17 protein-coding genes, 1 tRNA gene and 1 other RNA gene are annotated in these 23,580 nt (G+C 66.1%); 8 read left to right on the plus strand and 11 right to left on the minus strand.

Annotation, left to right across the window (positions count from 1 at the left end; genetic code table 11):
• Positions 1–16 precede the first annotated feature (16 nt).
• From ASC89_RS05610 to ASC89_RS05645, 8 genes are all read right to left on the minus strand, one after another.
• Positions 17–1,120 carry a DUF917 domain-containing protein gene (locus ASC89_RS05610; RefSeq protein ID WP_055878536.1) on the minus strand — a complete coding sequence of 368 codons (1,104 nt, stop codon included), beginning with the start codon at positions 1,118–1,120 and terminating at the stop codon, positions 17–19.
• Positions 1,110–2,657, minus strand: coding sequence for a hydantoinase/oxoprolinase N-terminal domain-containing protein (locus ASC89_RS05615; RefSeq protein WP_055995643.1), 1,548 nt, complete (start codon positions 2,655–2,657; stop codon positions 1,110–1,112). Before ASC89_RS05615 ends, ASC89_RS05610 begins: the two co-directional genes overlap by 11 nt.
• Complete coding sequence (locus ASC89_RS28915; protein ID WP_055995646.1) at positions 2,654–3,538, minus strand: ATP-binding cassette domain-containing protein; 885 nt, start codon at positions 3,536–3,538, stop codon at positions 2,654–2,656. The genes ASC89_RS05615 and ASC89_RS28915 overlap by 4 nt, the downstream gene beginning before the upstream one ends.
• Positions 3,535–4,380 carry an ABC transporter ATP-binding protein gene (locus ASC89_RS28920; RefSeq protein WP_055878530.1) on the minus strand — a complete coding sequence of 282 codons (846 nt, stop codon included), beginning with the start codon at positions 4,378–4,380 and terminating at the stop codon, positions 3,535–3,537. The genes ASC89_RS28915 and ASC89_RS28920 overlap by 4 nt, the downstream gene beginning before the upstream one ends.
• Entirely contained in the window at positions 4,380–5,279 is a 900-nt protein-coding gene (locus ASC89_RS05630) for an ABC transporter permease (RefSeq protein WP_055995649.1), read from the minus strand. Before ASC89_RS05630 ends, ASC89_RS28920 begins: the two co-directional genes overlap by 1 nt.
• A complete protein-coding gene (locus ASC89_RS05635) occupies positions 5,279–6,301 on the minus strand; it encodes an ABC transporter permease (RefSeq protein ID WP_055878527.1) in 1,023 nt (340 codons plus the stop codon). Before ASC89_RS05635 ends, ASC89_RS05630 begins: the two co-directional genes overlap by 1 nt.
• Positions 6,302–6,377: 76 nt before the next feature.
• Positions 6,378–7,928 (minus strand): ABC transporter substrate-binding protein, encoded by a 1,551-nt coding sequence (locus tag ASC89_RS05640; RefSeq protein ID WP_055995652.1) that lies wholly within the window; start codon positions 7,926–7,928, stop codon positions 6,378–6,380.
• A 201-nt stretch (positions 7,929–8,129) separates the two neighbouring features.
• Complete coding sequence (locus ASC89_RS05645; RefSeq protein WP_244488404.1) at positions 8,130–10,484, minus strand: LuxR C-terminal-related transcriptional regulator; 2,355 nt, start codon at positions 10,482–10,484, stop codon at positions 8,130–8,132.
• 142 nt (positions 10,485–10,626) lie between these two features.
• Here ASC89_RS05645 and ASC89_RS05650 point away from each other — a divergent pair.
• The 8 genes from ASC89_RS05650 to ASC89_RS05685 all read left to right on the plus strand — a co-directional run bounded on the left by ASC89_RS05650 (position 10,627) and on the right by ASC89_RS05685 (position 22,354).
• Positions 10,627–10,700, plus strand: a tRNA-Cys gene (locus ASC89_RS05650).
• Positions 10,701–10,866: 166 nt separating this feature from the next.
• Positions 10,867–11,520, plus strand: a complete 654-nt coding sequence (locus tag ASC89_RS05655) for a protein-L-isoaspartate O-methyltransferase (RefSeq protein WP_055878522.1) — start codon at positions 10,867–10,869, stop codon at positions 11,518–11,520.
• 156 nt (positions 11,521–11,676) lie between these two features.
• Entirely contained in the window at positions 11,677–13,050 is a 1,374-nt protein-coding gene (locus ASC89_RS05660; protein WP_082528061.1) for a TolC family outer membrane protein, read from the plus strand.
• A gap of 136 nt (positions 13,051–13,186) precedes the next feature.
• Positions 13,187–13,561: a hypothetical protein gene (locus ASC89_RS05665; protein WP_055878519.1), complete on the plus strand. Its 375-nt coding sequence runs from the start codon at positions 13,187–13,189 to the stop codon at positions 13,559–13,561.
• A 215-nt stretch (positions 13,562–13,776) separates the two neighbouring features.
• Positions 13,777–14,439: a PopZ family protein gene (locus tag ASC89_RS05670; RefSeq protein WP_162247909.1), complete on the plus strand. Its 663-nt coding sequence runs from the start codon at positions 13,777–13,779 to the stop codon at positions 14,437–14,439.
• A gap of 286 nt (positions 14,440–14,725) precedes the next feature.
• Positions 14,726–17,572, plus strand: a complete 2,847-nt coding sequence (locus tag ASC89_RS05675; RefSeq protein ID WP_055878515.1) for a valine--tRNA ligase — start codon at positions 14,726–14,728, stop codon at positions 17,570–17,572.
• Positions 17,573–17,582: 10 nt separating this feature from the next.
• Entirely contained in the window at positions 17,583–18,584 is a 1,002-nt protein-coding gene (locus tag ASC89_RS05680) for a CorA family divalent cation transporter (protein WP_055878514.1), read from the plus strand.
• A gap of 146 nt (positions 18,585–18,730) precedes the next feature.
• Positions 18,731–22,354 (plus strand): AsmA family protein, encoded by a 3,624-nt coding sequence (locus tag ASC89_RS05685; protein WP_055995661.1) that lies wholly within the window; start codon positions 18,731–18,733, stop codon positions 22,352–22,354.
• Here ASC89_RS05685 and ASC89_RS05690 read toward each other — a convergent pair.
• The 3 genes from ASC89_RS05690 to ssrA form a co-directional block, all read right to left on the minus strand.
• Positions 22,351–22,557 carry a ribbon-helix-helix domain-containing protein gene (locus tag ASC89_RS05690; RefSeq protein WP_055995664.1) on the minus strand — a complete coding sequence of 69 codons (207 nt, stop codon included), beginning with the start codon at positions 22,555–22,557 and terminating at the stop codon, positions 22,351–22,353. The two genes, ASC89_RS05685 and ASC89_RS05690, sit on opposite strands and share 4 nt — an antisense overlap.
• Before the next feature lie 7 nt (positions 22,558–22,564).
• A complete protein-coding gene (locus ASC89_RS05695; protein WP_055878507.1) occupies positions 22,565–23,056 on the minus strand; it encodes an SspB family protein in 492 nt (163 codons plus the stop codon).
• Positions 23,057–23,186: 130 nt separating this feature from the next.
• Positions 23,187–23,540: a transfer-messenger RNA gene (gene ssrA, locus ASC89_RS28080) on the minus strand.
• Between the last annotated feature and the right edge of the window lie 40 nt (positions 23,541–23,580).

Genomic DNA, 23,580 nt, shown 5'->3' on the forward strand with positions numbered 1-23,580 from the left:
TGCGGTTCCTTTCGCCTCAGGCCAGAACGGGCTGGGGCTGGAGCGGGTTGAAGGTGAGTTCGGGGTAACCAAAAGCCTTGGGGCCGACGATTTCCAGCGCTTTGGGTGTCTTCATCAGGTCATGCACCGGCAGCCCGATCACCGCGATGCGCTGACCGTAGCGCAGCACTTCGGTGGTGATGGGTTCGCCCGTATCGAGCTCGAGGTTGATGATCAGGTCGGGCACCATGATCACCGGTACGTCATCGACCCAGAGCACGAGGTTCTCGTTCTGGATGGCGATGCGCGCCTCCGAGCCCGCCCAATCGCCGACGCCGCTGATATGCGCATGGCCGCGGGCGAAGCCGCCTACCAGTTCACGCCGTACATCGGTGACCTTGCCGGTGAAGAACAGCTTGCCGCCAGTCGAGGCGACGACGCGTTCGACGACATTCTGCCGCTTCTGGCGAGCCTCGAGCACGGTATGGCCGATCTGGAGCGCCTGGGTCACGGTGCCGGGTACGGCGGTGCGGCGGACGAACTCCATGGACATCGGAGCGATGGCGAGGCCGGCGGCCGCCCCCATGTTGACCGAGACGCCGCGGGCGAAGGTCTCGAGCCAGAACATGTCGATCACCTCCTTGAAGACGACGACATTGCCCTTCTCGTCGGCGATGGCAGCCGGAGCGGCCTTGGCGCCATAGATGAAGAAGGTGGTCATCTGCACTTCGGGGAAGGCCCGCCCCATGCCGTCGCCGTCGATCACCGGCAGGCCCGCATAGGCCGCCGCGATCACCGGTTCGAGCGCGTTGGAACCGCCAATCTCGGCCGAGATGGTGGCTGAGAGCTTCACGCCGGCCGTCTCTTCCACGGCGCGCATGGCGCGATAGCACTCGCCGCCTTCCTCGATCTTTTCGACCCCCACTACGGGCGCGCCGATACCGCCGACTTCGCCGACCCAGGCGTCGTCAGGCAGCGCATCGAGCGGCAGCACGCGGATTTCGGCGCCCTTGCGGATCAGCTCGCGTGCCCTGAGCATCCCGACATAGGGGTTGCCGCCGCCGCCGGTGCCGAGCAGCGCCGCGCCGATCGACAGCGGAAGCAGGTCGCTCTCCTTGAGCAGATAACCCTTATCCGACATGCAGTTCACCGACGGCCTTGACCCGGACGCGGGTGGCGTTGCCGGGCAGGTAAGCCAGCGGCACGTCCTCGACATCGACGATCTCGATCGACGAGCGCAGCGCCCCGGCGGCGACTGCGGCTTCGGTGGCGCGCTCCTTGGCGTCGGCCAGCGCCTGGTCGCGGCCGATCTCGGCCAGCGCATAGACGCGGTCGACCTCGCCCGAAACCTGGGCGATGGCGGCGCCAACGGCATTGGCCACGGCAAAGTGGTTGGGCTTCACCACCTCGAGGCCACCGATCGGGCCATCGACGAGGATCGAGCCGCCGCCCACCACGATCACCGGCAGCGGTTCGGGCGAGAGGCGCGAGCGTTCGACGCAATCCTCCAGCATCGACATGATCCTGGCCTGGGTGCGCGCGACGAACTCGGGCGTCAGGTGCGCGACCTTGGCTCTGTCGCCGAGCTCGGCGCGGCCGGAGGCAACGATGACGTCGGAGGTGGTCAGCGTCGAGCCGCCGAAGATCAGCGCCTCGGTGGCGATCCGGTAGCCAACGGAAGTGGGCCCGACCTTGATGGCGCCGCCGGTCTCGACAACGTGCGAACCACCCCCGAGGCCGATCGAGAAGACGTCCGGCATCCGGAAGTTGGTCCGCACGCCGCCGACTTCCACGGCCACGGTGGCTTGGCGCGGGAAACCCTTATGCAGCGAGCCGACATCGGAGGTGGTGCCGCCGATATCGACGACGATGGCGTCCGCAACCCCGGAGAGGAAGGCCGCGCCGCGCATCGAGTTGGTTGGCCCCGAGGCGAAAGTCAGCACCGGGAATTTCTCCGCGAACGCCGCATCCATCAGCGTGCCGTCGTTCTGCGTTAGGTAGAAGCGGCCCCTGATCCCGGTCTCGGTGATCGCCTTGCGGAAGGCTTCGATCACGTGCTTGGACAGATCGCGCAGGCAGGCGTTCATGATCGCCGCATTCTCGCGCTCAAGCAGGCCGACCCGGCCGATATCGCTCGACAGCGTGATGTGGACGCCCGGCAGCGCCTTGGCGAAGATCTCGCCGGCCTGCTTTTCGAACTCGCCGGTCACCGGTGAGAACACCGAGGTGATGGCGATGGTGTTGATGCCCTTGGCCTTGATGTCCTCGGCAATGCCGAGCAGCTCCTGCTCGTCGAGCGGCGAGATCACCCGGCCGTCGAACTCGTTGCCGCCATGGGCGAGGTAGCCGGTGCCGCCGATCGCCAGCTTCAGGTCCTCGGGCCAATCGACCATCGGGGGCAGGGAGGCAGTAGCGGGGAGGCCGAGGCGCACGGCGGCGGTCTTTGCCAGGTCGCGCCGCTGCACCACTGCGTTGGTGAAATGGGTGGTGCCGATCATCACCACGTCGATGGCCGAGGCGTCCAGCTTCGAGGCTTCAAGCACCGCCTTCAGTGCGTTGACCACGCCGGTCATCACGTCGGCGGTGGTGGCGGCCTTGACCCCGGCAATGACGGTCGGGCCATCCATGACCACGGCGTCGGTATTGGTGCCGCCCACGTCGATGCCAATTCTGATCATTTTTCTATCCTTTGGGAGACTGCTGCGCGGAGCGCGATAAGTTGCTCTGCCGTCGGGATTTCCCCGTCGATCAGTGGAATTGTGGGCCGCATCGCCTCCTCCTCGGCCGAGATCACCGGCACGGAGGCAAGGAGCAGGCGGGTGTAATCGTGCTGCGGCGCCTCGAACACCGACGCAGTGGCGCCGGTCTCGACGATCTTGCCGAGATAGAGCACCCCGACCGTGTCGGCGAAGTTCCGCATCAGGCTGAGGTCGTGCGAGATGAACAGGTAGGTGAGCCCGAGCTGCCGGCCGAGATCGACCAGCAGGTCCATGACGCGGGCCTGCACCGAGACATCGAGCGCCGAGGTCGGCTCGTCGAGGATCAGCAGTTGCGGCGCCACCGCCAACGCCCGGGCAATGGCGACGCGCTGCTTCTGGCCGCCCGACAGCTCGTGCGGGTAGCGCAGCGCGAAATCCGCCGGCAGTTGCACCATCTCGAGCAGCTCGGCGATCCGCCGCCTGTGCTCCCCGCCAGGTGTCCCGTGCGCGGCGAGCGGTACGGCGATCGACTGGCCCACGGTGCGCCGCGGGTTGAGCGACGAACCGGGGTTCTGGAACACCATCTGCACCTTGCGGCCATAGGCTCGGGTGCCGGTCTCGCCGATGATGCTGTGGCCATCGAGCCGGATGTCGCCGCCGGTCGGCTTGGCCAGCCCCATGATCATGCGGGCAATGGTCGATTTGCCCGAGCCGCTCTCGCCGGCAAGGCCATAGACCTTGCCCTTCTCGATCGAGAACGACACGTCGTCGACGGCGCGCACATCGCCGGTTTTCCGTCCAAAGCCGTTGCGGACTGGGAACAGCTTGGTCAGCCCGACGATTTCCAGCATGGCGCTCATGCGGCCGCTCCCGCATTGCCGAAGCTGGTGCCGCCGGTCAGCCGCGGTACGGCTGAGATCAGCGCCTTGGTGTAATCGTCGCGCGGCGCTTCAAAGAGCTCGGCGGTCGGCCGGTGCTCGACCACCACGCCCTTGTTCATCACGTAGACGTAGTTCGAGGTCTCGCGCACCACGCCCAGATTATGGGTGATCATCAGCAGGGCGAGGCCGCGCTCTTCGACGAGATCCTTGAGCAGCTTCAGGATCTGCGCCTGGGTGGTGACGTCGAGGGCAGTGCCGGGCTCGTCGGCGATCAGCAGCTTGGGCTCGCTGAGCAGCGCCATGGCGATCAGCACGCGCTGCCGCATGCCGCCCGACAGCATGATCGGGTAGGAGCGCGCCACCCGCTCAGGGTCGCGCATCCGCACCTGGCCCAGCACTTCATGCACCCGCGCCATGCGCTCCCGGCCGCTGCGGCTGCGGCCGAGGCGGCGATCGGCGTATTTGAGGATGGTGCCCATCTGGTCGGCGATGGTGAAGACCGGGTTGAGCGAACTCATCGGGTCCTGGAACACCATCGACATGGCGGTGCCGCGCAGCTTCAACCGCTCGCGGTCCGGCATCGTCAGCAGGTCACGGCCATCGTAGAAAATCTCGCCGCTGGTAACCTTGGCCGGCGGGCTGCGCAACAGCCCCATGATGGCCCGCATCGTCACGGTCTTGCCCGAACCGCTCTCGCCGACGAGGGCAATCTGCGAGCGGGCCGGCACGTCGAGCGATACCCCCTTCAGCACCGGGTTGGTCTGGCCATAGGTGGTGAACTGCACGCTGAGGTTGCGGACGGAGAGCAGGGCGTCGGCCATCAGCGCACCTCCTGCACGTCGAACAGGTCGCGGAGGCCATCGCCGAGCAGGTTGAAGCCGAGCGCGACGATCAGGATGGCGAAGCCCGGCAGCACCGATTCCCACCAATAATCGGGCAGGAACGCCGAACCCGAGGCGACCATGGTGCCGAGGTCCGGGGTAGGGGGCTGGATCCCGAGGCCGAGAAAGCTCAGCGAGGCGCCCACGAGGATCACGAAGCCAGCGTCGAGCGAGGTTTTTACCGCCAGCGCCGAAACGCAGTTGGGCAGGATCTCGCGGAACAGGATGTGGAACTTGCTGGCGCCCAGCGTCTCTGCCGCCTCGACGAACTCCTGGGTGCGCAACTGTCGGGTGATCGAGTAGATCAGCCGCGTATGCCAGGTCCACCATAGCGCGGCGATCGCCAGCATCGAGTTGATCAGGTCGGGCGACAGCACCGCGGCCACCGCCAGCGCCATCACCAGCGGCGGGATGGCGAGGGCGATGTCGGTCAGGCGCATGATGACCACTTCGACCCAGCCGCCGAAATAACCGGCGAGCAGGCCAAGCGTCGTGCCTACCGGGATGGCGATGCCGAGCACCACCAGCGCCAAGAGCAGCGAGATCCTGAGCCCGAAGATCACCCGGGTGAAGATGTCGCGCCCGACATTGTCGGTGCCGAACCAGTACTCCGCCGAGGGCGGCAGGTGACGGGCCCTGAAATTCACCACCGCCCCGACATGCTCGGGATAGGGGGTGATCCACGGCGCGAGGAGCGCCGCGAGAATGGCGAGGATGACGATCGCCGCGCCGATCACCGCGGTCGGGTTGCGAGAGAAGCGATACCAGTTCTGGTAGGCGTTGGAGAGCCGGCGGGGCGGAGCGGTGGGAACGGTTTTAGGGTGCGATTCCTGGGCCATCAGCGGCTCCCACGAATGCGGACGCGGGGGTCGACGAACCCGACCAGCACATCGATCAGCAGATTGACCAGGACGAAGAACACCCCCGAGACCATCACCACGCCCATCACCGCGTTGAGATCCTTCTGCAGGATCGTGCGGATGCCATAGGCAGCCATGCCGGGCCAGGCGAAGACCAGCTCGACGACAAAGGCGTTGCCGATCAGCGAGGCGAACTCGAGCCCCAGGATGGTCAGCGGCGGCACGAAGCTCGGGCGCAGCATGTATTTGAACACCCGGATCGGCTCGGGCACGCCGAAGGCGCGGCTCGCCTCGATATAGTCCTGGCTCGCCACATCGATCATCGACGAGCGGGTGATGCGGGCGATCTGCCCCATGGTGGCAAGCGCCAGCGCCGTGGCCGGCAGCAGCAGGTGGCGCAGCGCCTCACCGAACACATCAAGGCGACCGGCCAGCAGCGAGTCGACGGTCAGGAGCCCGGTGATTCCGGCGACGAATTCCATATTGTGTGGCAGCCGCCCGGTGGTCGGCAGGATGTGCAGCACGTAGCCGGCAAGGATCTGCAGCAGCAGCGCCGCAAAGAAGCTCGGGGTAACGGCCGAAAAGATCGCCAGCACCCGAACCAGCGTATCAGGCCATTTGTCCTTCCAGCGCGCCGCCGCCACCCCCAGCGGCACGCCCAGCACGAAGGCGAGGGTGATCGTCGCCAGCACCAGCTCGAAGGTCGCCGCAAACGTATCGCGGATATCGTCGTTGACCGGGCGCTCGGTCAGCAGCGAGCGGCCGAGGTCACCGCGGCTGAGCCCGGCGATGAACATGCCGTACTGTTCGACGATCGGCTTGTTGAGCCCGAGCTTTTCCTGCAGGTCCGCCACCTGCTGCGCCGTGGCGGTGGGGCCGAGCGCCATGCGCGCCGGATCACCCGGGACCACGCGGGCAATGGCGAAGATGACGATCGACAGGCCCACGAGGACGAGGATCGACCACAAAATGCGCCGGAACAGGAAAAGCAGGAATTCCAAGAGGCAGCCGCCCTGGTAAGCCGAGAAGGGGTGGTGCGGGAGGGGCGTCCCCGGCCGAAGCCGGGGACGGCTACGATCAGCAGGTCCAGCTGTAGCGGGTGAAGTCGTAGTCGAATGACATCATCGGCACGGCCTTGAAGCCGGTGAGGCACTTGTCCATGGCATGCTGCACCGTCTGGGTGTTGAGGAACACGTCGGACTGCAGGTCGACCAGCTTGTGCTGCACGGCCTTGTAGATTTCAGCCTGCTTGGCGGTGTCGCCGGTGCCGCGGGCCTCGTCGATCATCGCGTCGATCTCGGGATTCTGCACCCACTCCATCGAGGCCCAGGTGCCGGCCGCTTCTGAGTGGTACTGGGTGAAGAACATCGAGTCCGGCGACGGATAGGTCGGGCCGAAGAAGATCTGGTTGACGTTCGGCGTGGTCTCGACCTTGCCGGCGATTTCGGTGATGCGGTTCCAGGGGTCCGCCTGCTGCGTCACCACGAACCCGAGCTGCTCGAGGTTCGACTGCATCAGCAGGCTGATCTCTTCCTCGAACTTGGTGCCCGCCACATAGGCGAGGGTGATCGGGATCGGCGCGCCGGCATATTTTGACTGCGCGACTTCCGCCTTGGCGGCCTCAAGGTCGTAGACCGGCTCGGGGATATCGTCGGCATGGAAGGCGGCGAAGGCCTTGGGCAGCGGCGTCGACAGCACGCCGCCGGGCGAGATCACCTCGCGGATGGTGGCATAGTCGGTTGCGAGCGCGATGGCCTTGCGGATGTGCACGTCATCGGTCGGCGCGGCCTTGCTGTTGAGCTTGAGGTAGAACGCCGTCGAGGTCTCTTCCTTGGCGATGACGAAGCGGCCCATCGCCTCGAGCGCGGTATAGGTGTCGGGCGACTGGAACTGGCTCGACATGGTCAGCTCGCCGGAAGCCGCGAGCGAGCGCACGGTGGCCTCGTCATTGGTGATGATCCAATGCACCTCGTCGATCGGACCGGTGCCGAAACCCTTGTAGTAGTCGGCGTTGCGGGTGATCGTCATCTGGCTGCCACGATCCCAGCTCTTGAGGCTGTAGGCGCCGGCGCCTGCGACATTGGTCGCCAGCCAGGTCTGGCCGTCGTCCGACCCCTCGTTGGCCTTCACCACCTCCTCGTTGAGGATGAAGATGGCCGGCACGGTGGTGAGGAACGGCGCGAAGGTCTTGGAGAGGGTGAACTTCACCGTCTTGGCGTCGACGGCGGTCACCGAGCCGGGCGCCAGTACGCCGGCGAAGAGGTTGGCCGGGCCCTGGTTGATGCGCAGCAGGCGCTCGACCGTATAGACCACGTCGCTGGCTTCGACCGGCGAGCCATCGGCGAACTTGGCATCGTCGCGCAGCTTGTAGGTGACTTCCTTGGCATCGTCCGACACCGTCCAGCTTTCGGCCAGCTCGGGGATGATGTTGCCGGCGGCGTCGACCGTGACCAGCCCGTCATAGAGGTTCACGGCCGCCATGTAGTCGGTGTAGTCGGAGATTTTCGCCGGATCGATGGTGCCGAAGATCTGCACGGTGTTCATCGTCACGGTGACCGCCATGGCGGGCGCTGCGCCCAGCATGAGGGTCGAAAGTGCAGTTGCTGCAAGAAGCCTGTGCTTGGTCATGACTGTGCTGTTCCCTGTCCCGTTTTTTGTCCACCCGGCGCTTGAGCCCCGCGCGCCGGAGACTGCCCGGCTGCGCCGGCGCCCCTCGGGGCTCGCTGTCACCTTGCGGTCGCACGAGCCCGATAGGGGAAGCTTCGCAACATGCGGGTATCAGGCTCAAGGCGCAAAGAAGGCTAGGTTTTCGACTAAATCGGCTAGGTTCTAGCTCACCAGTCCGAGGGCACGCGCCGCGCTGATCGCCTCGCGGCGACGCTTGCAGCCGAGTTTGCGGTAGGCGTTGGACAGGTGGAATTTTACCGTCGCCTCGCTGAGCCCGAGCGCGTTGGCAATGAACTTGTTGGATGATCCCTCGGAGATCATCATCAGCACTTTGGTCTCGCGCCGGCTGAGCCCGTTCTGGGCTCCAAGCGCCGAGTTGGGCAGGCCGCCATCGCGCAGGCGCCGCAGCACCTGGCGGACCGGGGCGGAGATTTCGAGATATTCCCCGATACGCTGCTGCTCCACCAGTTCGCTGAGGAACACCCGCTCCTCGGCCAGCGGGGCAATGGCGCCGAGCCGCGCTGCCTCCTCGAACACCTTCTGCAGCAGTGCCCGCGCCCGCGACAGGTTGCGCTGCCGCTTGTGGACGAAGGCCAGCCAGACTTCGGCGCAGAGCCGCTGGCGTCCGGTGAGGTTCAGGTTGCCGATGATAAAGCCAAGCTGCCGCTCGAGATGCGGGCGGGTCGGCTGCTCATAGACGATGTGCCGGAGCCAGATCATCGCCTGGACGATCTCGTCGCGGTCCTTAAGGCGCTCGAGTTCCTCGCCGGCGGCCGCAACCCATGAGCGGGTGATGCGAGTGGCGAGGGCCGCGATCTTCTCGGCCGCCTCCTGCCAGCGGTTGGCATTTTGCAGGATCGCCGCCTCGCGCAGCTCGATCATCAGGCCGAACTGCCGGTTGGAGATCTGGTAGACCCGCCAGCGATCAAGGAAATTCCGCGCCGCGAGGGTGGAAAAGTGCTCGCTCAGCGCCTGGCTGCCATAGTGCAGGGCGAACTCGATCAGGCTGGGCCAGATCTCGCCGTGGACGAAATCGTCGAGTTCCGTGCTGAGGAAGCGGGCAAGCGGCTCGGGCTTACCGCCTTCGTAGTCGATGCAGGCGTTGAGCAGCGCCAAGAGGCGCTCGTCGCCCGGACTGTCGAACGCGATAGCGTGCAGGTAACGCGCCGCCTGCTCGGCGTGCCGACGGGCATTGTTGGCATCGCCCATCAGCAGGCGCACCAGCGCCTGGTGCAGGCTGATGTAAAAGGCGAGCATGGGCACCTTGGCCTGCTCGTAGTGGTAGAGGGCGCGCTGCGCGACGTCCTCGGCGGCCGCGAGGCGCCGGCCGCGGATGTAGAATTCTAACACTGAGTTGTAGAAGCTGCCGCGCACGATGTGATCGTCGAGCGGCAGGTCGCCCAAGGTGTCGAAGACCTGCTCAAACAGCTCGTCGGTCAGTTGGTAATCCTCGTAGATCAGCATGACGACGCGGAAGGCGAGCAGGTCGGTGCTGTACTTCTCGCGGTGCGTGAAGACGCTGTGGAAGTCGTTGATGCCGCTACCGAAGCGATCGGCCAGCAGCCGGCGGGCACGAGCCACCTCGCCATGCTTGAGCGCCTGCATCGCGAGGCTCATCACCAGCGTGTCGTTGCCGAGCGCATAGTCGGACGGAAAGCCGGCGAGCACGCGATCAAACGCCGCGGCCCCGTGCCGGTAGAGGTAGAACCGGCCACCGCCGGCAGCGTAGACGGCGGAGGCCTCGTCGAAGCGGCCGATCGCTTGCCACGTCGTGATGGCATCCGTCATCCAGCCCTGTCCGGCATAGGCCGCCGCAAGTTCCGCCGCCCGTTGGGGATGCGCGCGTCGCGCGGCGAGTTCCGCGGCAAGCGCATGTCGCAGCGCCGGGCGAACCGGATCGAGCAGCGCCAGTAACTCCGAGCTCGCCACCGGGGTGGGGTTGCCGTCGAGCCAGGCCGCGAGAGCCACAAGTTCGACCGCGCTTATCGGCGCCAGCAGCTCGCTGGCGAGGAAGCGCGCCATCTCCTCTTCACCCGGGCTCGATCGGCCGAGCAGGATCGGCCAGCCGCGCGACTGCTGGAAGGCGCGCTCGGCCAGCCGCGCCGGCATCGCCTGCCGCAGCTCGTCTCGGCCGATCAGCAGTTCCGATACGCCAAGACGCCGGACGTGGCCGTAGACAGCGGCGCGATCGAGCGACGGCAGCACCGTCTCCGGCCGCTTGGCGATGATGATCCGCCGGTCGCCGGAGACGAAGGCCTCGGGCAGGGGATCGGGCGAACTGCCCGGCGGGATGTCCCACACGGTAACCGGGAGGCTGGCTTCAACTGGTGCGGCGGCTGAGCGGTAAACGCTGGTCCCCAACTCCTCCGCCAGTTGCGCCAAGAGGATGGATTTGCCCATGCCGGCCGGCGCCTCGAGCAGCACCACCGTTTCGGTGACGGCGAGCAGCTCCCGGCGCTTCTGCGCGCGGTCGATGTGCGGTCTCGTCGGGGCACTGGGCATGGGTGTCGAGGGCAAGGCGCGGTCCTGTTACTGAGAACAAGGCCGGAAAACCAAGGCGGACACAAGCGATGCGGGCGCTTCCTTCAGAAATGCCGTCATCATTGATCCCGTTCAGCTTGCATCAAGAATTGCTCTGCCATATGAACCGCCTCGGTGAGGCCACATGGCGGAGTGGTTACGCAGCGGATTGCAAATCCGTGTATTCCGGTTCGATTCCGGATGTGGCCTCCAACCTTCTCTCAGACATCCCCATTCCAGCGCCAACGCGCGTCTGCTCGCCTGGGCGTTTGCCACATTCCCCGGCAGAGCACCTTGTGCGCTGCCGATCGGCATCCTTGAAGCATTCATCTGCGGGGCGTATGCACCTGCCTGACGCCTCCAGCCCGAGGGAGCCGATATGGCCGATTTTACGAATGCCCGCCTCAAGATGGTCGATAACCAGCTGCGCACCAGCGGCGTGATGGACCATCGGATCCTCACTGCCATGGGTACGGTCCGTCGTGAGGCCTTCCTGCCGGCCGATCGTGAGGCGCTGGCCTATGCCGATGTGTCGCATGCCCTGGGCGGCGGCCGTTATCTTGGGGCGCCTGCGCCTTTCGCCAAGCTGCTGCAACTCGCCGAGATCGCCGCAACCGATCGGGTGCTCGATGTCGGAGCCGGCACCGGCTACTCGACGGCCGTATTGGCGCTGCTGGGCGCCTCGGTCACCGGGCTCGAGATGGATGCGGCGCTCGCCGGCAAGGCCACGGTCAACCTCGAGGCCGCCAATGTGGCCAATGCCGAGATTGCCGTCGGCAGTTTCGATGGAGCAGGGCTGCCGCGTGATCATTTCGACGTCATCGTCGTCGAGGGGGCGGTCGCCGCAGAGCCGACGCCGCTGTTCCACCTCTTGCGCGAGGGCGGGCGTCTGGTGGCGCTGATCGCCAATGGCGGCCCGGCAGTCGCGCATATCTTCGTCAAATCCGGCGGCGAGGTTGCCGGCCGGAGCGAGTTCAATACCTCGCTGCCGCCGCTGGCAGAAGTGCCGCGGGTAGAGGCCTTCGTGTTCTGAACCGGTCGTTTTCTAACTGACCCGCGGTTCGGCAGTGTTGCCGGCTAATCACGGGACCAAACATTTCCAAGGTTAAAACCTCGCAACACTTGAGTTGCGAGGTTGTGCGTCCCATGTGCCCGACGTAACGTCGGAAGGCTGTCGGAGGTTTTGACTATGCGTTTCCTGGGGGCAATGCGGGCGGGCGCCCTTGCCGTTTCACTGAGCATGCTGCCGGCGACGGTGCATGCGGAGAGTCTGAGGGCGGCGCTCGAGAGCGCGTATCAGAACAATCCCAACATCATGTCGGCGCTGCTGAACGTGAAGGCGACTGCCGAGAACATCGCGCTGGCGAAATCCGGCAAGCTGCCTTCGCTCGGCCTGTCCAGCAGCATCGGCGGCTCCTGGGAGCAGCCGCAGGGTGGGGAGTTCAACACCGCGGCCAGTTTCTCCACCGGCCTCAATTACAGCCAGACGCTGTTTGACAACTACAAGACCGACGCCGAGATCGAGCAGGCCCGCGCCGGCACCGAGGTGGCGAAGTACGCGCTGCGCAACGCCGAGCAGAACGTGCTGCTGGCGGTGGTGCAGGCCTATTACGCGGTGATCCGCGATACCCAGCTGGTGCAGCTGCGGTCCGACAACATGGCGTTCTTCGATGCCCAGGTGAGCTCCTCGGAAGATCGCCTGCGCCTCGGTGAAGGCACCAAGATCGACGTGTCGCAGGCCAAGACCCGCCAGGTTGCCGCGGTGGCGCTCTACCGCTCGGCCATCGCCTCGCTGCAGACCAGCCAGGCGAGCTACGAGCGCTGGGTCGGCCACAAGCCGAAGAACCTCAGCTCCGACTTCAACTTCGGCAAGTCGCTGCCCACTTCGATCGACGGTGCCATCGCCTCGGCGCAGGAGCGTCATCCGGCGCTGCTGTCGGCCCGCGCGGCGATCCGCGTGGCGCAGGCCGGATCGGATGCGGCCAGTGCCTCGTTCGGCCCGACCCTCAGCCTGATCGGCGCGATCGATGCGACCACCAGCTATTCCAGCAAGCTCGGCGGGACCAGCAGCGCGCTGGGCGGTTCCGCCAAGCTGTCGCTGTCGATCCCGATCTATTCGGGCGGCGCGCTGTCGGCGAGCCTGCGCAAGGCCAATATCCAGCAGATCCAGAGCGAGGTCGACGCGCTGTCGGCCCGCGACGAGATCAAGGAGTCGGTGATCTCCGCCTGGTCGACGCTGCAGAACTCCACCTCGCAGATCGACTCGGCGCAGGCCGCGGTCGGCTCCAGCCAACTGGTCGTCGATGGCACCATCCAGGAGCGCGATGTCGGCCAGAAGACCACGCTCGACGTGCTCAACGCCCAGGCCGAACTGACCACCGCCCGTGAATCGCTGATCACGGCGCGCTCGACCAAGATGATCGCTGCCTTCTCGCTGCTCGCCGCCTCCGGCAAGCTGTCGCCGGAAGTGCTGGGCCTCAAGGTCGCGATGCACTCGGCCGACGGCTATATCGCCAATGTCGAGGATGTCTGGGCCGAGCTCCGCGCCCTCAGCGACGACTGATAGTCGCGGCCGCCCTTGGTCCGCATGGACCGGGATGTGGCCGAGGCATACCCTCAGAATCAGGCCGCGATGCGCAGTCCGCATCGCGGCCTTTTTGATGCGGCCGCGAGGGGCGGTCCGCAGTTTTGGGGGAACTATGAAAGCACTACCGTTCTGGTTCATCGCCGTCGGCGCCGTCCTGGCGCTGTTGGGGATGGCGTGGGGCATCCAGATGGCCATCACGCAGGATCACACGCTGTCGCCGGGCCATGCCCACAACAACCTCATCGGCTTCGTCACGATGGTGATCTACGGCGTCTACTACAAACTGGTGCCGGCTGCCGCGCAGACGCGGCTGGCGCTGGTGCATTTCTGGGTGGCGTTGCTCGGCGCCCTGACCATCGGTATCGGCGTCGCCATGGCGACCTCGGGGCAGGGCGAATGGCTGGCCCAGGTTGCGTCGATCGCCACGATCATCGGCATGGGTATCTTCGTCTACACCATCGTCCGCAATCGGGCGGCGCTCGCCTGACGCTCCGGGTCAAGCGCTACGCGACTGTCTTCCCCCGGAAATCCCTGGGGGAAGACGCTACGGCTGGTGTGCCGCCGATTCACAAAGCGCCATTGCTTGCACTAAATTGGATGCAGTTGATTCGGTCGTGTCGCCGAATCCGCCCAAAGTGCGGCCGCGTATCTGGCGGGTAATGTGAGGCAGTTATGAACAAGCCGGCGCCCAAAGAGCCCTCGATGGACGAAATCCTGTCCTCGATCCGGCAGATCATCGCCGATGACGATGCCGGGGCGGTACCCAAGAAGCCGGTAATGCCGGCGCCTGCGCCGGCCCGCAGCTTCGTACCGCAGCCGGCCCCGCGTCCCGTCGAGCCCGAACCCGAGCCGTTGGCGCTTTCATCCGAGCAGATTCTGCGCGACACCGCAGCCGAGGACGGCGCCAAGCCGGGTCTCAGCTTCTCCGAACTGTTGGGCGGCAGCGCCCCGGCGCCGGAACTGGACGCGACGCTGATCGACCCCGACGACATCTCCTTCGAGCAGGAAGAAGAGCCCGCTCCGGCTCCGGTGTTCGCCCCGCCGCCACGCGCCGCCGCTCCCGTCTACGAGCGCCCGGCGCCACGGCCGGCCGCCTCGGTTGCCGCCGCCGCGCCGATGCCGGATCCGTCGCTTTCTGCTGATCTCGCCGAGGAGTTGCTCGAGCCGACCACCCAATCGGCGGTAAAGAGCACCTTTGCCCGCCTCTCCGGGTTGTCGACCGTTACCAGCGGCGTCACCATCGAAGACATGATGCGCGAGATGCTGCGCCCGATGCTGAAGGAATGGCTGGACGAGAACCTGCCTTCGGTGGTCGAGCGGATGGTCGAAAAGGAAATCGCCCGGGTTTCGCGCGGCGGCAAATAGACGGCACCTGAAGCAGACGGCCCCTCCCATCCTCCCCCTTGAAGGGGGGCGTGCTCCGCCGGTGAGCGGGGCTCGATCAAGCCACAACCCCGACTCTTCAACTCCCCCTTCAGGGGGAGGCCGGGAGGGGCCGTCTCTCTCAGTCGTCCCTTGCATGGCAGAACAGCGTCACCACATGCGTTTGTGTTGACTTCCCCCTCACGCCTTTGCTTTAGACCTAGCCACTGAGTTCTGGGGCCCGCCGGCGCTTTGGTGCGCGCGGGCCGTTTGCCGTTGGAAACCACCGATGCTTGAGAAGACTTACGACCCCGCCGCCGTCGAGACCCGCATCTACGAGCAGTGGGACAAGGCCGGCACCTTCAAGGCTGGGGCAGGGGCCAAGCCTGGCGCCGAGAGCTTCTCGATCGTCATTCCGCCACCCAATGTCACCGGCTCGCTGCATATCGGGCACGCGCTCAACAACACCATCCAGGATATCCTGATCCGCTTCGAGCGCATGCGCGGCAAGGACGTGCTGTGGCAGCCGGGCACCGACCACGCCGGTATCGCCACCCAGATGATCGTCGAGCGTCAGCTGGCCGAACGCCAGCAGCCCGGTCGTCGCGAGATGGGCCGCGAGAAGTTCCTCGAGCGCGTCTGGGAGTGGAAGGCCGAGTCCGGCGGCACCATCCTCAACCAGCTGCGCCGCCTCGGCGCCTCCGCTGACTGGTCGCGCGAGCGCTTCACCATGGACGAGGGGCTTTCCGAGGCCGTTCGCAAGGTGTTCGTCACGCTCTACGAGAAGGGCCTGATCTATCGCGCCAAGCGCCTGGTGAACTGGCATCCCGGCCTCGAAACCGCCATCTCCGATCTCGAAGTCGAGAACATCGAGACCAACGGCAAGATGTGGCACCTGCGCTACCCGATCGAGGGGAGCGAGGAGACCATCACTGTCGCCACGACCCGTCCCGAGACCATGCTCGGCGACGTGGCGGTCGCCGTGCATCCCGAGGACGAGCGCTACAAGCACCTGATCGGCAAGCACGTCATCCTGCCGCTCGTCGGCCGCCGCATCCCGATCATCGGCGACGAGTATGCCGACCCCGAGCTCGGCTCGGGCGCGGTGAAGATCACCCCGGCGCATGATTTCAACGACTTCGAAGTCGGCCAGCGCCACGGCCTGAAGCCGATCAACATCTTCACCACCACGGCCACGCTGAACAACACCGTGCCGGCGGCATATCGCGGGCTTGACCGGTTCGACGCGCGCGCCAAGATCATTGCCGAGCTCGAGGCTTCGGGCGTGCTCGTCTGGGTCGACGACAAGAAGATCATGGTCCCCTACGACGAAAAGTCGAAGCTGATCGTCATCGAGCCGTTCCTCACCGACCAGTGGTTCGTCAAGGCCGACATCCTGGCCGAGCCGGCGCTTGCTTCGGTCAAGGAGGGGCGGACCAAGTTCGTCCCCAAGGCCTACGAAAACACCTATTACGCCTGGATGGAGAACATCAAACCCTGGTGCATTTCGCGCCAGCTCTGGTGGGGCCATCAGATCCCGGCCTGGTATGGCCCGCGGCTCAGCACCGATCCGGATTTCAACAACCGCGATGCCGGCCTCAAGTGCTTTGTCGCCGACAACGAGGCCGAGGCGGTCAAGCTCGCCCAGGCCTACTACGGCGCGCGCAAGATCGAGGTCTATCAGGGCGGCGCCACCGCGCCTGACTATGCCAAGGCCGTCACCGGCTTCGACACCACACAGCGCGACCGGCTGAACGCCGACACCTGGAACATGCGCAAGCACCGCGATCCGTTCGCCGAGCTCTCGGACAGCAAGGTGCCGCTGCATCGCGACGAAGATGTGCTCGATACCTGGTTCTCGTCGGCGCTGTGGCCGTTCTCGACCATGGGCTGGCCGAACCAGACGCCTGAGCTCAAGAAGTACTACCCGACCAGCGTGCTGGTCACCGGTTTCGACATCATCTTCTTCTGGGTCGCCCGAATGATGATGATGGGGCTGGAGTTCACCGGCACCGAGCCGTTCCACACCGTTTACATGCATGCGCTGGTCCGCGACGAGAAGGGCCAGAAGATGAGCAAGACCAAGGGGAACGTCATCGACCCCCTGAGCCTCGTCGACGAATACGGCGCCGACGCCACCCGCTTTACGCTGGCCGCCATGGCAGCGCAGGGCCGCGACATGCGCCTCGCCATTTCCCGCGTCGAGGGTTACCGCAACTTCGTCACCAAGCTCTGGAACGCCGCGCGCTTCCTCGAGATGAACGGCTGCGTCCGGGTCGAAGGGTTCGATCCGAAAAAGAACGCCCTCGCCATCAACCGCTGGATTGTCGGTTCGACTGCCCGCGCCGTGGCCAGCGTCACCGCCGCGCTCGACGACTACCGCTTCAACGAAGCCGCCAATGCGGCCTATGATTTCGTCTGGGGCACCTTCTGCGATTGGTACATCGAGCTGGCCAAGCCGGTGTTCACCGGCGAGGACGAGGCTGCCAAGGCCGAGACCCAGGCGACGGCGGCCTTCGCGCTCGACCAGATCCTGAAGCTCCTGCACCCATTCATGCCCTTCGTCACCGAGGAGCTGTGGGCCGAGACCGGCAAGAGCGGCCCGGCGCGCGAAAAGCTGCTGATCATTTCGGAATGGCCGGAACTGGCCGGCCTCGAGGATCCCGAGGCGCAGGCCGAGCTCGATTGGCTGGTGTCGCTGATCTCCGGCATCCGCTCGGTCCGCCAGGAAATGAACGTCCCGGCCGGCGCCAAGGTGAAGCTGCTGGTGGTTGGGGCCGGGGAGACGACCGGCATCCGCGTCGAGGCCAATCTCTCGGCACTGACCCGGCTCGCCCGGCTCGAGAGCGTCGACTACACCTCGGATGTGCCGCGCGATTCCGCCCAGTTGGTCCTCGGCGAAGCCACTTTCGTGCTGCCGCTCGCCGGTGTCATCGATCTGGATGCTGAGCGCGGTAGGCTGAAGAAGGACATCGCCAAGGAGACGGTCGAGATCGACAAGATCGACAAGAAACTGGGCAATGAGCAGTTCCTTGCCAAGGCCGCCGAAGAGGTGATCGAAGAACAGCGCAGCCGCCGCGCCGAGGCGGAGGATCGCCGTGCCCGCCTCACCGAGGCTCTGTCACGCCTGAGCTAACGGAGCCTCCATGGGCGAAACAATGCCGGCCAGCAACCAGCGCCAGCCGATCAAGGACTGGATGACTATCGTCCAGTTTGATGGCCGCGGCGGGGTGCGCAAGCTCGAAGAGGCCGAGGAGGCGACGTTCGCCACCCCGGCTAAGGGCTTTGCGCTGATCTCGGGCAACTCGCGGGCGCCGGAGTTCAAGGTCTGGCTGAAGCGCGAGCTCGGCGATTTCAACGCCGACCTCATCACCGTGCCGTCGACCCGCAGCCGCTGCACCGTGCTCGATGATCGGGCGCTGGTGGTGTTGCGCGTTGCCCGGCCCGGCGCCGATCCTGAGGATGTCGGCCGGCAGCTGCTGACGCTGTGGATCGAGAAGGGGCGGGTCATCATCGCCTCCGAGCTCAACATCGTCGAGTTCCTCGGCATCACCCAATGGCAGCAGACGCACCACGCGCCGGTGTCGCCTGCCGACCTCGTCGCCCGTCTGGCGCTCCGCGCCGCCGACCGGATCGAGCCGCTGATCGAGCGGATGGGCGACAGCCTCGACAGCATCGAGGAGATGCTGATGATGAACCGTGCCGGCGACACCCGCTCGCGGCTGGCGCATCTGCGCCGCACGCTGATCAACATGCGCCGCCTGATCTGGCCGCAGCGCGACGTGCTGACGACGCTCGAAATCGAAGACCTCAGCTTCTTCACTGCCCGCGACCGGGTCCGCCTGCGCGAGGCGGCGGCCCGCACGGCCCGGCTCGGCGACGAAATGCAGACGCTTTCCGAGCGCGCCGTGCTGGTGCACGAGCAGTTGCTCGATACCCGCGCCGAGCAGATGAACCAGACCATGCTGCTGTTGGCAGCGGCGACGGTGGTGCTGATGCCGCTTACCGTGATCAGCGGCATCCTCGGCATGAACGTCGAAGGCATCCCGTTCCACGACAGCCCCTATGCGTTCTGGATCGTGACCGGCTTCCTCTGCGTGCTCGGGGTCGCCATCTACCTATTCATGCGCAAGAAGAAATGGATGTAGACCCCTAAGGGGACTCACCTTTCGCCCGGGCCTGACCGGATGCCTTCAGCGCAGCGATAATGACAGAGACCTGCTGTTCGGCGCGTGACGCGGCAGCAGCCATTGCCTAAACTCTGCTGCACTTTTGCAAGGATTCACCGGCCCCCGTGCTCAATCGGCTTTACATCGTCGTCGGCGTCATTGCGATCCTGCTGCTCGCCGCAGCCTTTGTCGTGCCCAGCTTCATTCCCTGGGGGCAGTATCGCGACCGTCTCGCCGCCATCGCCGGGGAGGTGCTGGGGACGCCCGTGCGCATCGAAGGCGATGTGTCGTTTTCGCTGCTGCCGCAGCCGAAGCTGACCTTCTCCAATGTCAGCGCCGGGCCGCCTGAGGCGCCGAACCTGACGGTCGAGCGGGTCGAGGCGGATTTCTCGCTGATTGATTTCCTGCGCGATCGCTACAACGTCACTGAGCTGCAGCTCGATGGGCCAACCGTGTCGATCGACGTTGCGGCCGATGGCTCGGTGGATGCGGGCATCGCGCTCGCCAAGGCAGTGAGCAGCAATATTTCCGTCGCCAACGCCGTGGTCAGCGGCGGTACCGTCAAGCTGCACGACGCGCGGGCCGGCGAGACCTACATCGCCTCGAACGTCGCCGGCGACCTGAAGCTCGAGGCGCTGCGCGGCCCGTTCTCGTTCCAGGGCACCGGCAATGTCGATGGCGCCGTCTATGCGCTGCGCGTCACCACCGGTCAGCTCGACGCCGAGGGCGGCGGGTCGCTCGCCATGACCCTGAGGCCGGCGGACGAGCGCTTCACTCTTGCTGCCGAGGGCTTCCTGACCCCGGGGCTGACGCCGGGCTTCACCGGCACCATGACCTACCGGCAGCCGCCGCCGAGGCCGGCCAAGGCGGGGGCCGAGGATGCAGGGCAGGGCGACCTGGTAATGACCAGCAAGATCGAAGCCAGCCCCAGCAAGGTGCTGCTCTCCGACTATGTGGTGATCCCCGACGAGAACCGCGCCGCGACGCGCCTGCTTGGCGCCGCCGACGTGACGCTGGGGCGCGGCATGGCCTTCAACGCGGTGATTTCGGGTGGCCTGCTGGCGCTGCCGCCGCGCGACGCGACGGCGGAGCAGGCGGTCGAGCCCTATGAGCTGGTCCGGCTGCTGCGCGAACTGCCGCTCCCCGCTGCCCCCGGCATCCCGGGCACCATCGGCCTCGATGTGTCCGAAGTGAACCTCCGGGCGTTCTCTCTCCGCAACGTCCGGCTGGATGCGACCGCCCATGCGGGCGGCTGGACGGTCCGCGGGCTGACGGGAATCCTGCCGGGCGACACGCGCGTATCGCTGAGTGGCGACGTCACCACCGAGACCGGCCGCCCGGAGTTCTCCGGCACGTTGTCGCTGCAGTCGCAGCGGCTCGACGCGCTGACTACGCTGTGGCGGAAGCCGGCTGACGGCAACCCGCTGTTCGGCATGCCGGGATCGATCGAAGCCAGGGTCGACCTGGTCGGCGAGACGCTGTCGGTCAGTGACGGGCGGGTCGAACTCGACGGCGAGGCGCGGTCCTTTTCGGCGCAGCTCGGGCTGGGCGCCACGCCGGACCTCCACATCACCGCCGATATGGGGCAGCTCGACGCGGCGCGCAGTGCCGCGCTGCTCGCCTTGCTGCCCGATCTCAGTGCCGATGCGGCATTCCCGGCGAGCTTCCCAAAGGGCGAGTTCGAGCTGGTCGCCGACAGCATGACGCTGGGCGGACTCAACGGGCGGGCGCTCTCGGCTCGCGGTTCGTGGGACGGTGGCGTGCTGGTGGTGGACGACATTTCCGCCGGCGATCTCGGGGGCGCCAGGTTCAAGGCCTCGCTCACCGCCTTCGGCTCGATCACCAAACCGGAACTCTCCGGCTCAGGCACGCTCACGGTGACCTCCGCCGATGCCCCGGCGCTGGCGAGCTTCTACAAGGCGATCGGCGCATCGCCGGCCATCGAGAGTTTTCTCACCTCGTCGCTACCCGCCGACCTGGCACTGCGCCTCGATGCGCCAAGCGGTGACGGAGCACAAAGCCTTGCGATCTCCGGCCGCCTGGGCACTGCCGAAGTCGCCGCCGACGCCGAATTGCGGGCCGGTTTCCTGCGTGCGCTATCAGGACCGGTCAAGCTTCGGCTCGATATGAAGTCAGCCGACTCGACCGCCATGACCGCGCAACTGGGTCTCGGAGAGGTCAGCCTGTTCGGCGTGGGCGAGCCGGTGCACCTGGTGGGTGTTATCGATGGCAACATCGCCAACAGCCTTGAAACCACCGTGCTGGTCGAAGGCGGCGGCGACTCGCTTGGCTTTTCCGGCAATCTCGTGGTCACCGATCCGGCGGCCTATAGCGGCAAAGGCACTATCAAGGCGACGCTTGGTGATCCCACCGCCTTTGCCGACTGGCTGGGGGCGGGCGGTGTCTCGCTGCCGGCGATAGCGGCTTCCGCGCGGGTCGATTTCACCGGCTTCTCCGACGTTCAGCTTTCCGACATCACCGGCACCTCCGGCGCGGAGAGCTTCACCGGCAACCTGAAGCTGGCGAGCCGTGGCGCCACCCGGGCGGTCAGCGGCAGTATTGCCGCGGGACGGCTGGACATCGGCGGGCTGCTGCAAACCCTCACCGGGCCGGCCTCGCAGCTTTCCGGCAACGGCCTCTGGCCGGATGGGCCGCTTGCCACGGGCGCCGGCGCGCGCGCCACCACCGGGCGCGTTTCCATCACCGCTCCGGCGCTGGCGATAGCCGGCAAGCCGCTGGTCACCGACCTGGCGTTCGATCTCGATTGGGATGCCACTACCACGCGGTTTCGCGGGCTCACCGGCAAGCTCGGCACCGGCTCGGTCGGCCTCGAGCTCGCGGTCTGCTGCTCGGGGCCGCTGACCGACAAACAGGTCACCGGACGGATCTCGCTGATCGGGGTGTCCCTCGACGACATCGCGCCGCCGCTGGTCGCCGACGCCCTCGGCGGCACACTCGATGCCTCTGGCCGGTTCGACGGCACTGGCGGCTCCGTCGCCGGCATCATCGGCGCGCTGACCGGTGAGGGGACCTACACGGTGAGCGGGCTGAAGATCGAGCGGCTCGATCCGCAGGCGCTGAGCCAGGTGGCCAACGCTGAAAAGGTGCTCGAGATGCAGCCGGAAGAACTGAGCGCGCTGATCGAGGATCGCCTGGATGACGGTCCATTCCTCGCCCCGCAGGTGACTGGCAGCTTCAATATCGCGGGCGGCGTGCTGCGCAGCCCTAACCTGTCGATCGAAGGGGAGGGTGGCCAGGTGTTCGGCAGCGGCTCGCTCCACCTCAGCGATCTCGGGCTCGCCGGGGATTACACCATCGCGCCGACGACAGTGACGCCGGCCGCTCTGGTTGCCACCGGCTCGGCCCGGGTTGCCGCAAGGCTCGGCGGCACGTTGCTGGCGCCCGAGCGGACCTTCGACGTCTCGGGCCTGGTCGACGCCATCATGGTCAAGGCTTACGAGGCCGAAGTGGCGCGACTGGAGAAGCTGCGCGAAGAGGACGAGGCGCGCCGCCAGGCCGAAGAAGCCGAGAAGGCTCGGCTCGCCGCCGAAGCTGCCGCTATCCGGGCTGCCGACGAGGCCGCCACGAGCAAGGCCGCCGAAGCGGCTGCCGCCAAACAAGCGGCAGAGCAGGCTGCCGCCAAAAAGGCTGCCGACGAGGAAGCGGCCAAAAAGGCAAAGGACGAGGAAGACCTGCGCAAGGCGCCCGAAGAGTTCAACCGACCGATGGATATCGGGCTGGGGAACTAACCGCGGTCGCGGTACCAGGCGAGCACCGCGAGCCGCACCGCCGACGAGAGGTTTGGCGCTTCGCGCTCCTGATCGATCTCGGCGATCACTGCGGCAATTGATTTGCCGCCCGCCAGCGCCATCGCTTCGAGCCCGGCCCAGAATTCTCTTTCGATGGCGATGCTGGTGCGGTGCCCGGCAATGGTCAGCGAGCGCTTCTCCACCGCGCCGTTACTTCTTGCGGAAGCTGTCGAGGCTCACGACCTTTTCGCCCTGCGCTTCGGGAGCAGCGGCAGGTTTCGCCGGTGCCGCCGCATGCGGTTCGTCGGCCGTCTCGGGCTCGATTTCGGCGTCCTCGCCGGCCACCCGCTCGACATCGAACTGTAGGCCGAACTGTACCGAAGGATCGAAGAAACCCTTGATGGCAGAGAACGGGATCGCCAGCAGTTCCGGCCGCCCGTCGAAGGAGAGTTCGACCTCGAAGCCGGTCTCGCTGACCCTGAGCGCACCGAACTGGTTCTGCAGCACGATGGTCATTTCCTTGTCGTACTGCTCGAGCAACCGCTGGCTCATCCGAACCCCGGGCGCCTTGGTGACGAAGGAGATGAAAAAGTGATGGTCGCCGGGCAAGCCAGTCCGCGCCACTTCGGACAGCACCTTGCGCACAACGCCGCGCAGCGCTTCCTGGGCCAGAATATCGTAGCGGATCAGGTCTTCAGCCATATCGTCCTTGCGTGCGGGGGAATCCCCGTAAGGGTCCATATCACCGCTGCGAGGCGCACAATTCAAGGCAAAACCGAAACGGCGGTCCGCGACGTCGGGACGCTCATGTGGATGTCGGAGGAGTGAGGGAAGTGCAGGCTTCTGTTGCCAGGTGCCTGCGAACCCCGCCTGTCGGACTGCTAGGCCCGGAGGACTTCTAGTTCAGGTGCCGGCGCCGCATTAAGCAGCGATAGCAACCTTAGCATAGTTGTCGTTGGCAACTATTAGGATGGCCCGATATCGGTGGTACCATGCCGAGCAAAAGTCTAACCTTTACGCCCTTGTCGATCCTGTTTCGTCCCCATGAGCCCGCCACGACGGGGAGTTCTGGTGGAGACGCCGGGCACTGCCCCCGGGTCCAATAGGTTTATTACGCTAGCCGTTTATCGCCATAGCCGTTGCCGGCAAGCCCTATATAGGCGCGACGGGCGCGTGATGCAAACGGCCCTGTGGAAGCCGGTCGGAGCGCCTCCGAATCGCAGTAA

It is taken from the genome of Devosia sp. Root413D1, assembly GCF_001425235.1.
GTDB lineage: Bacteria > Pseudomonadota > Alphaproteobacteria > Rhizobiales > Devosiaceae > Devosia_A.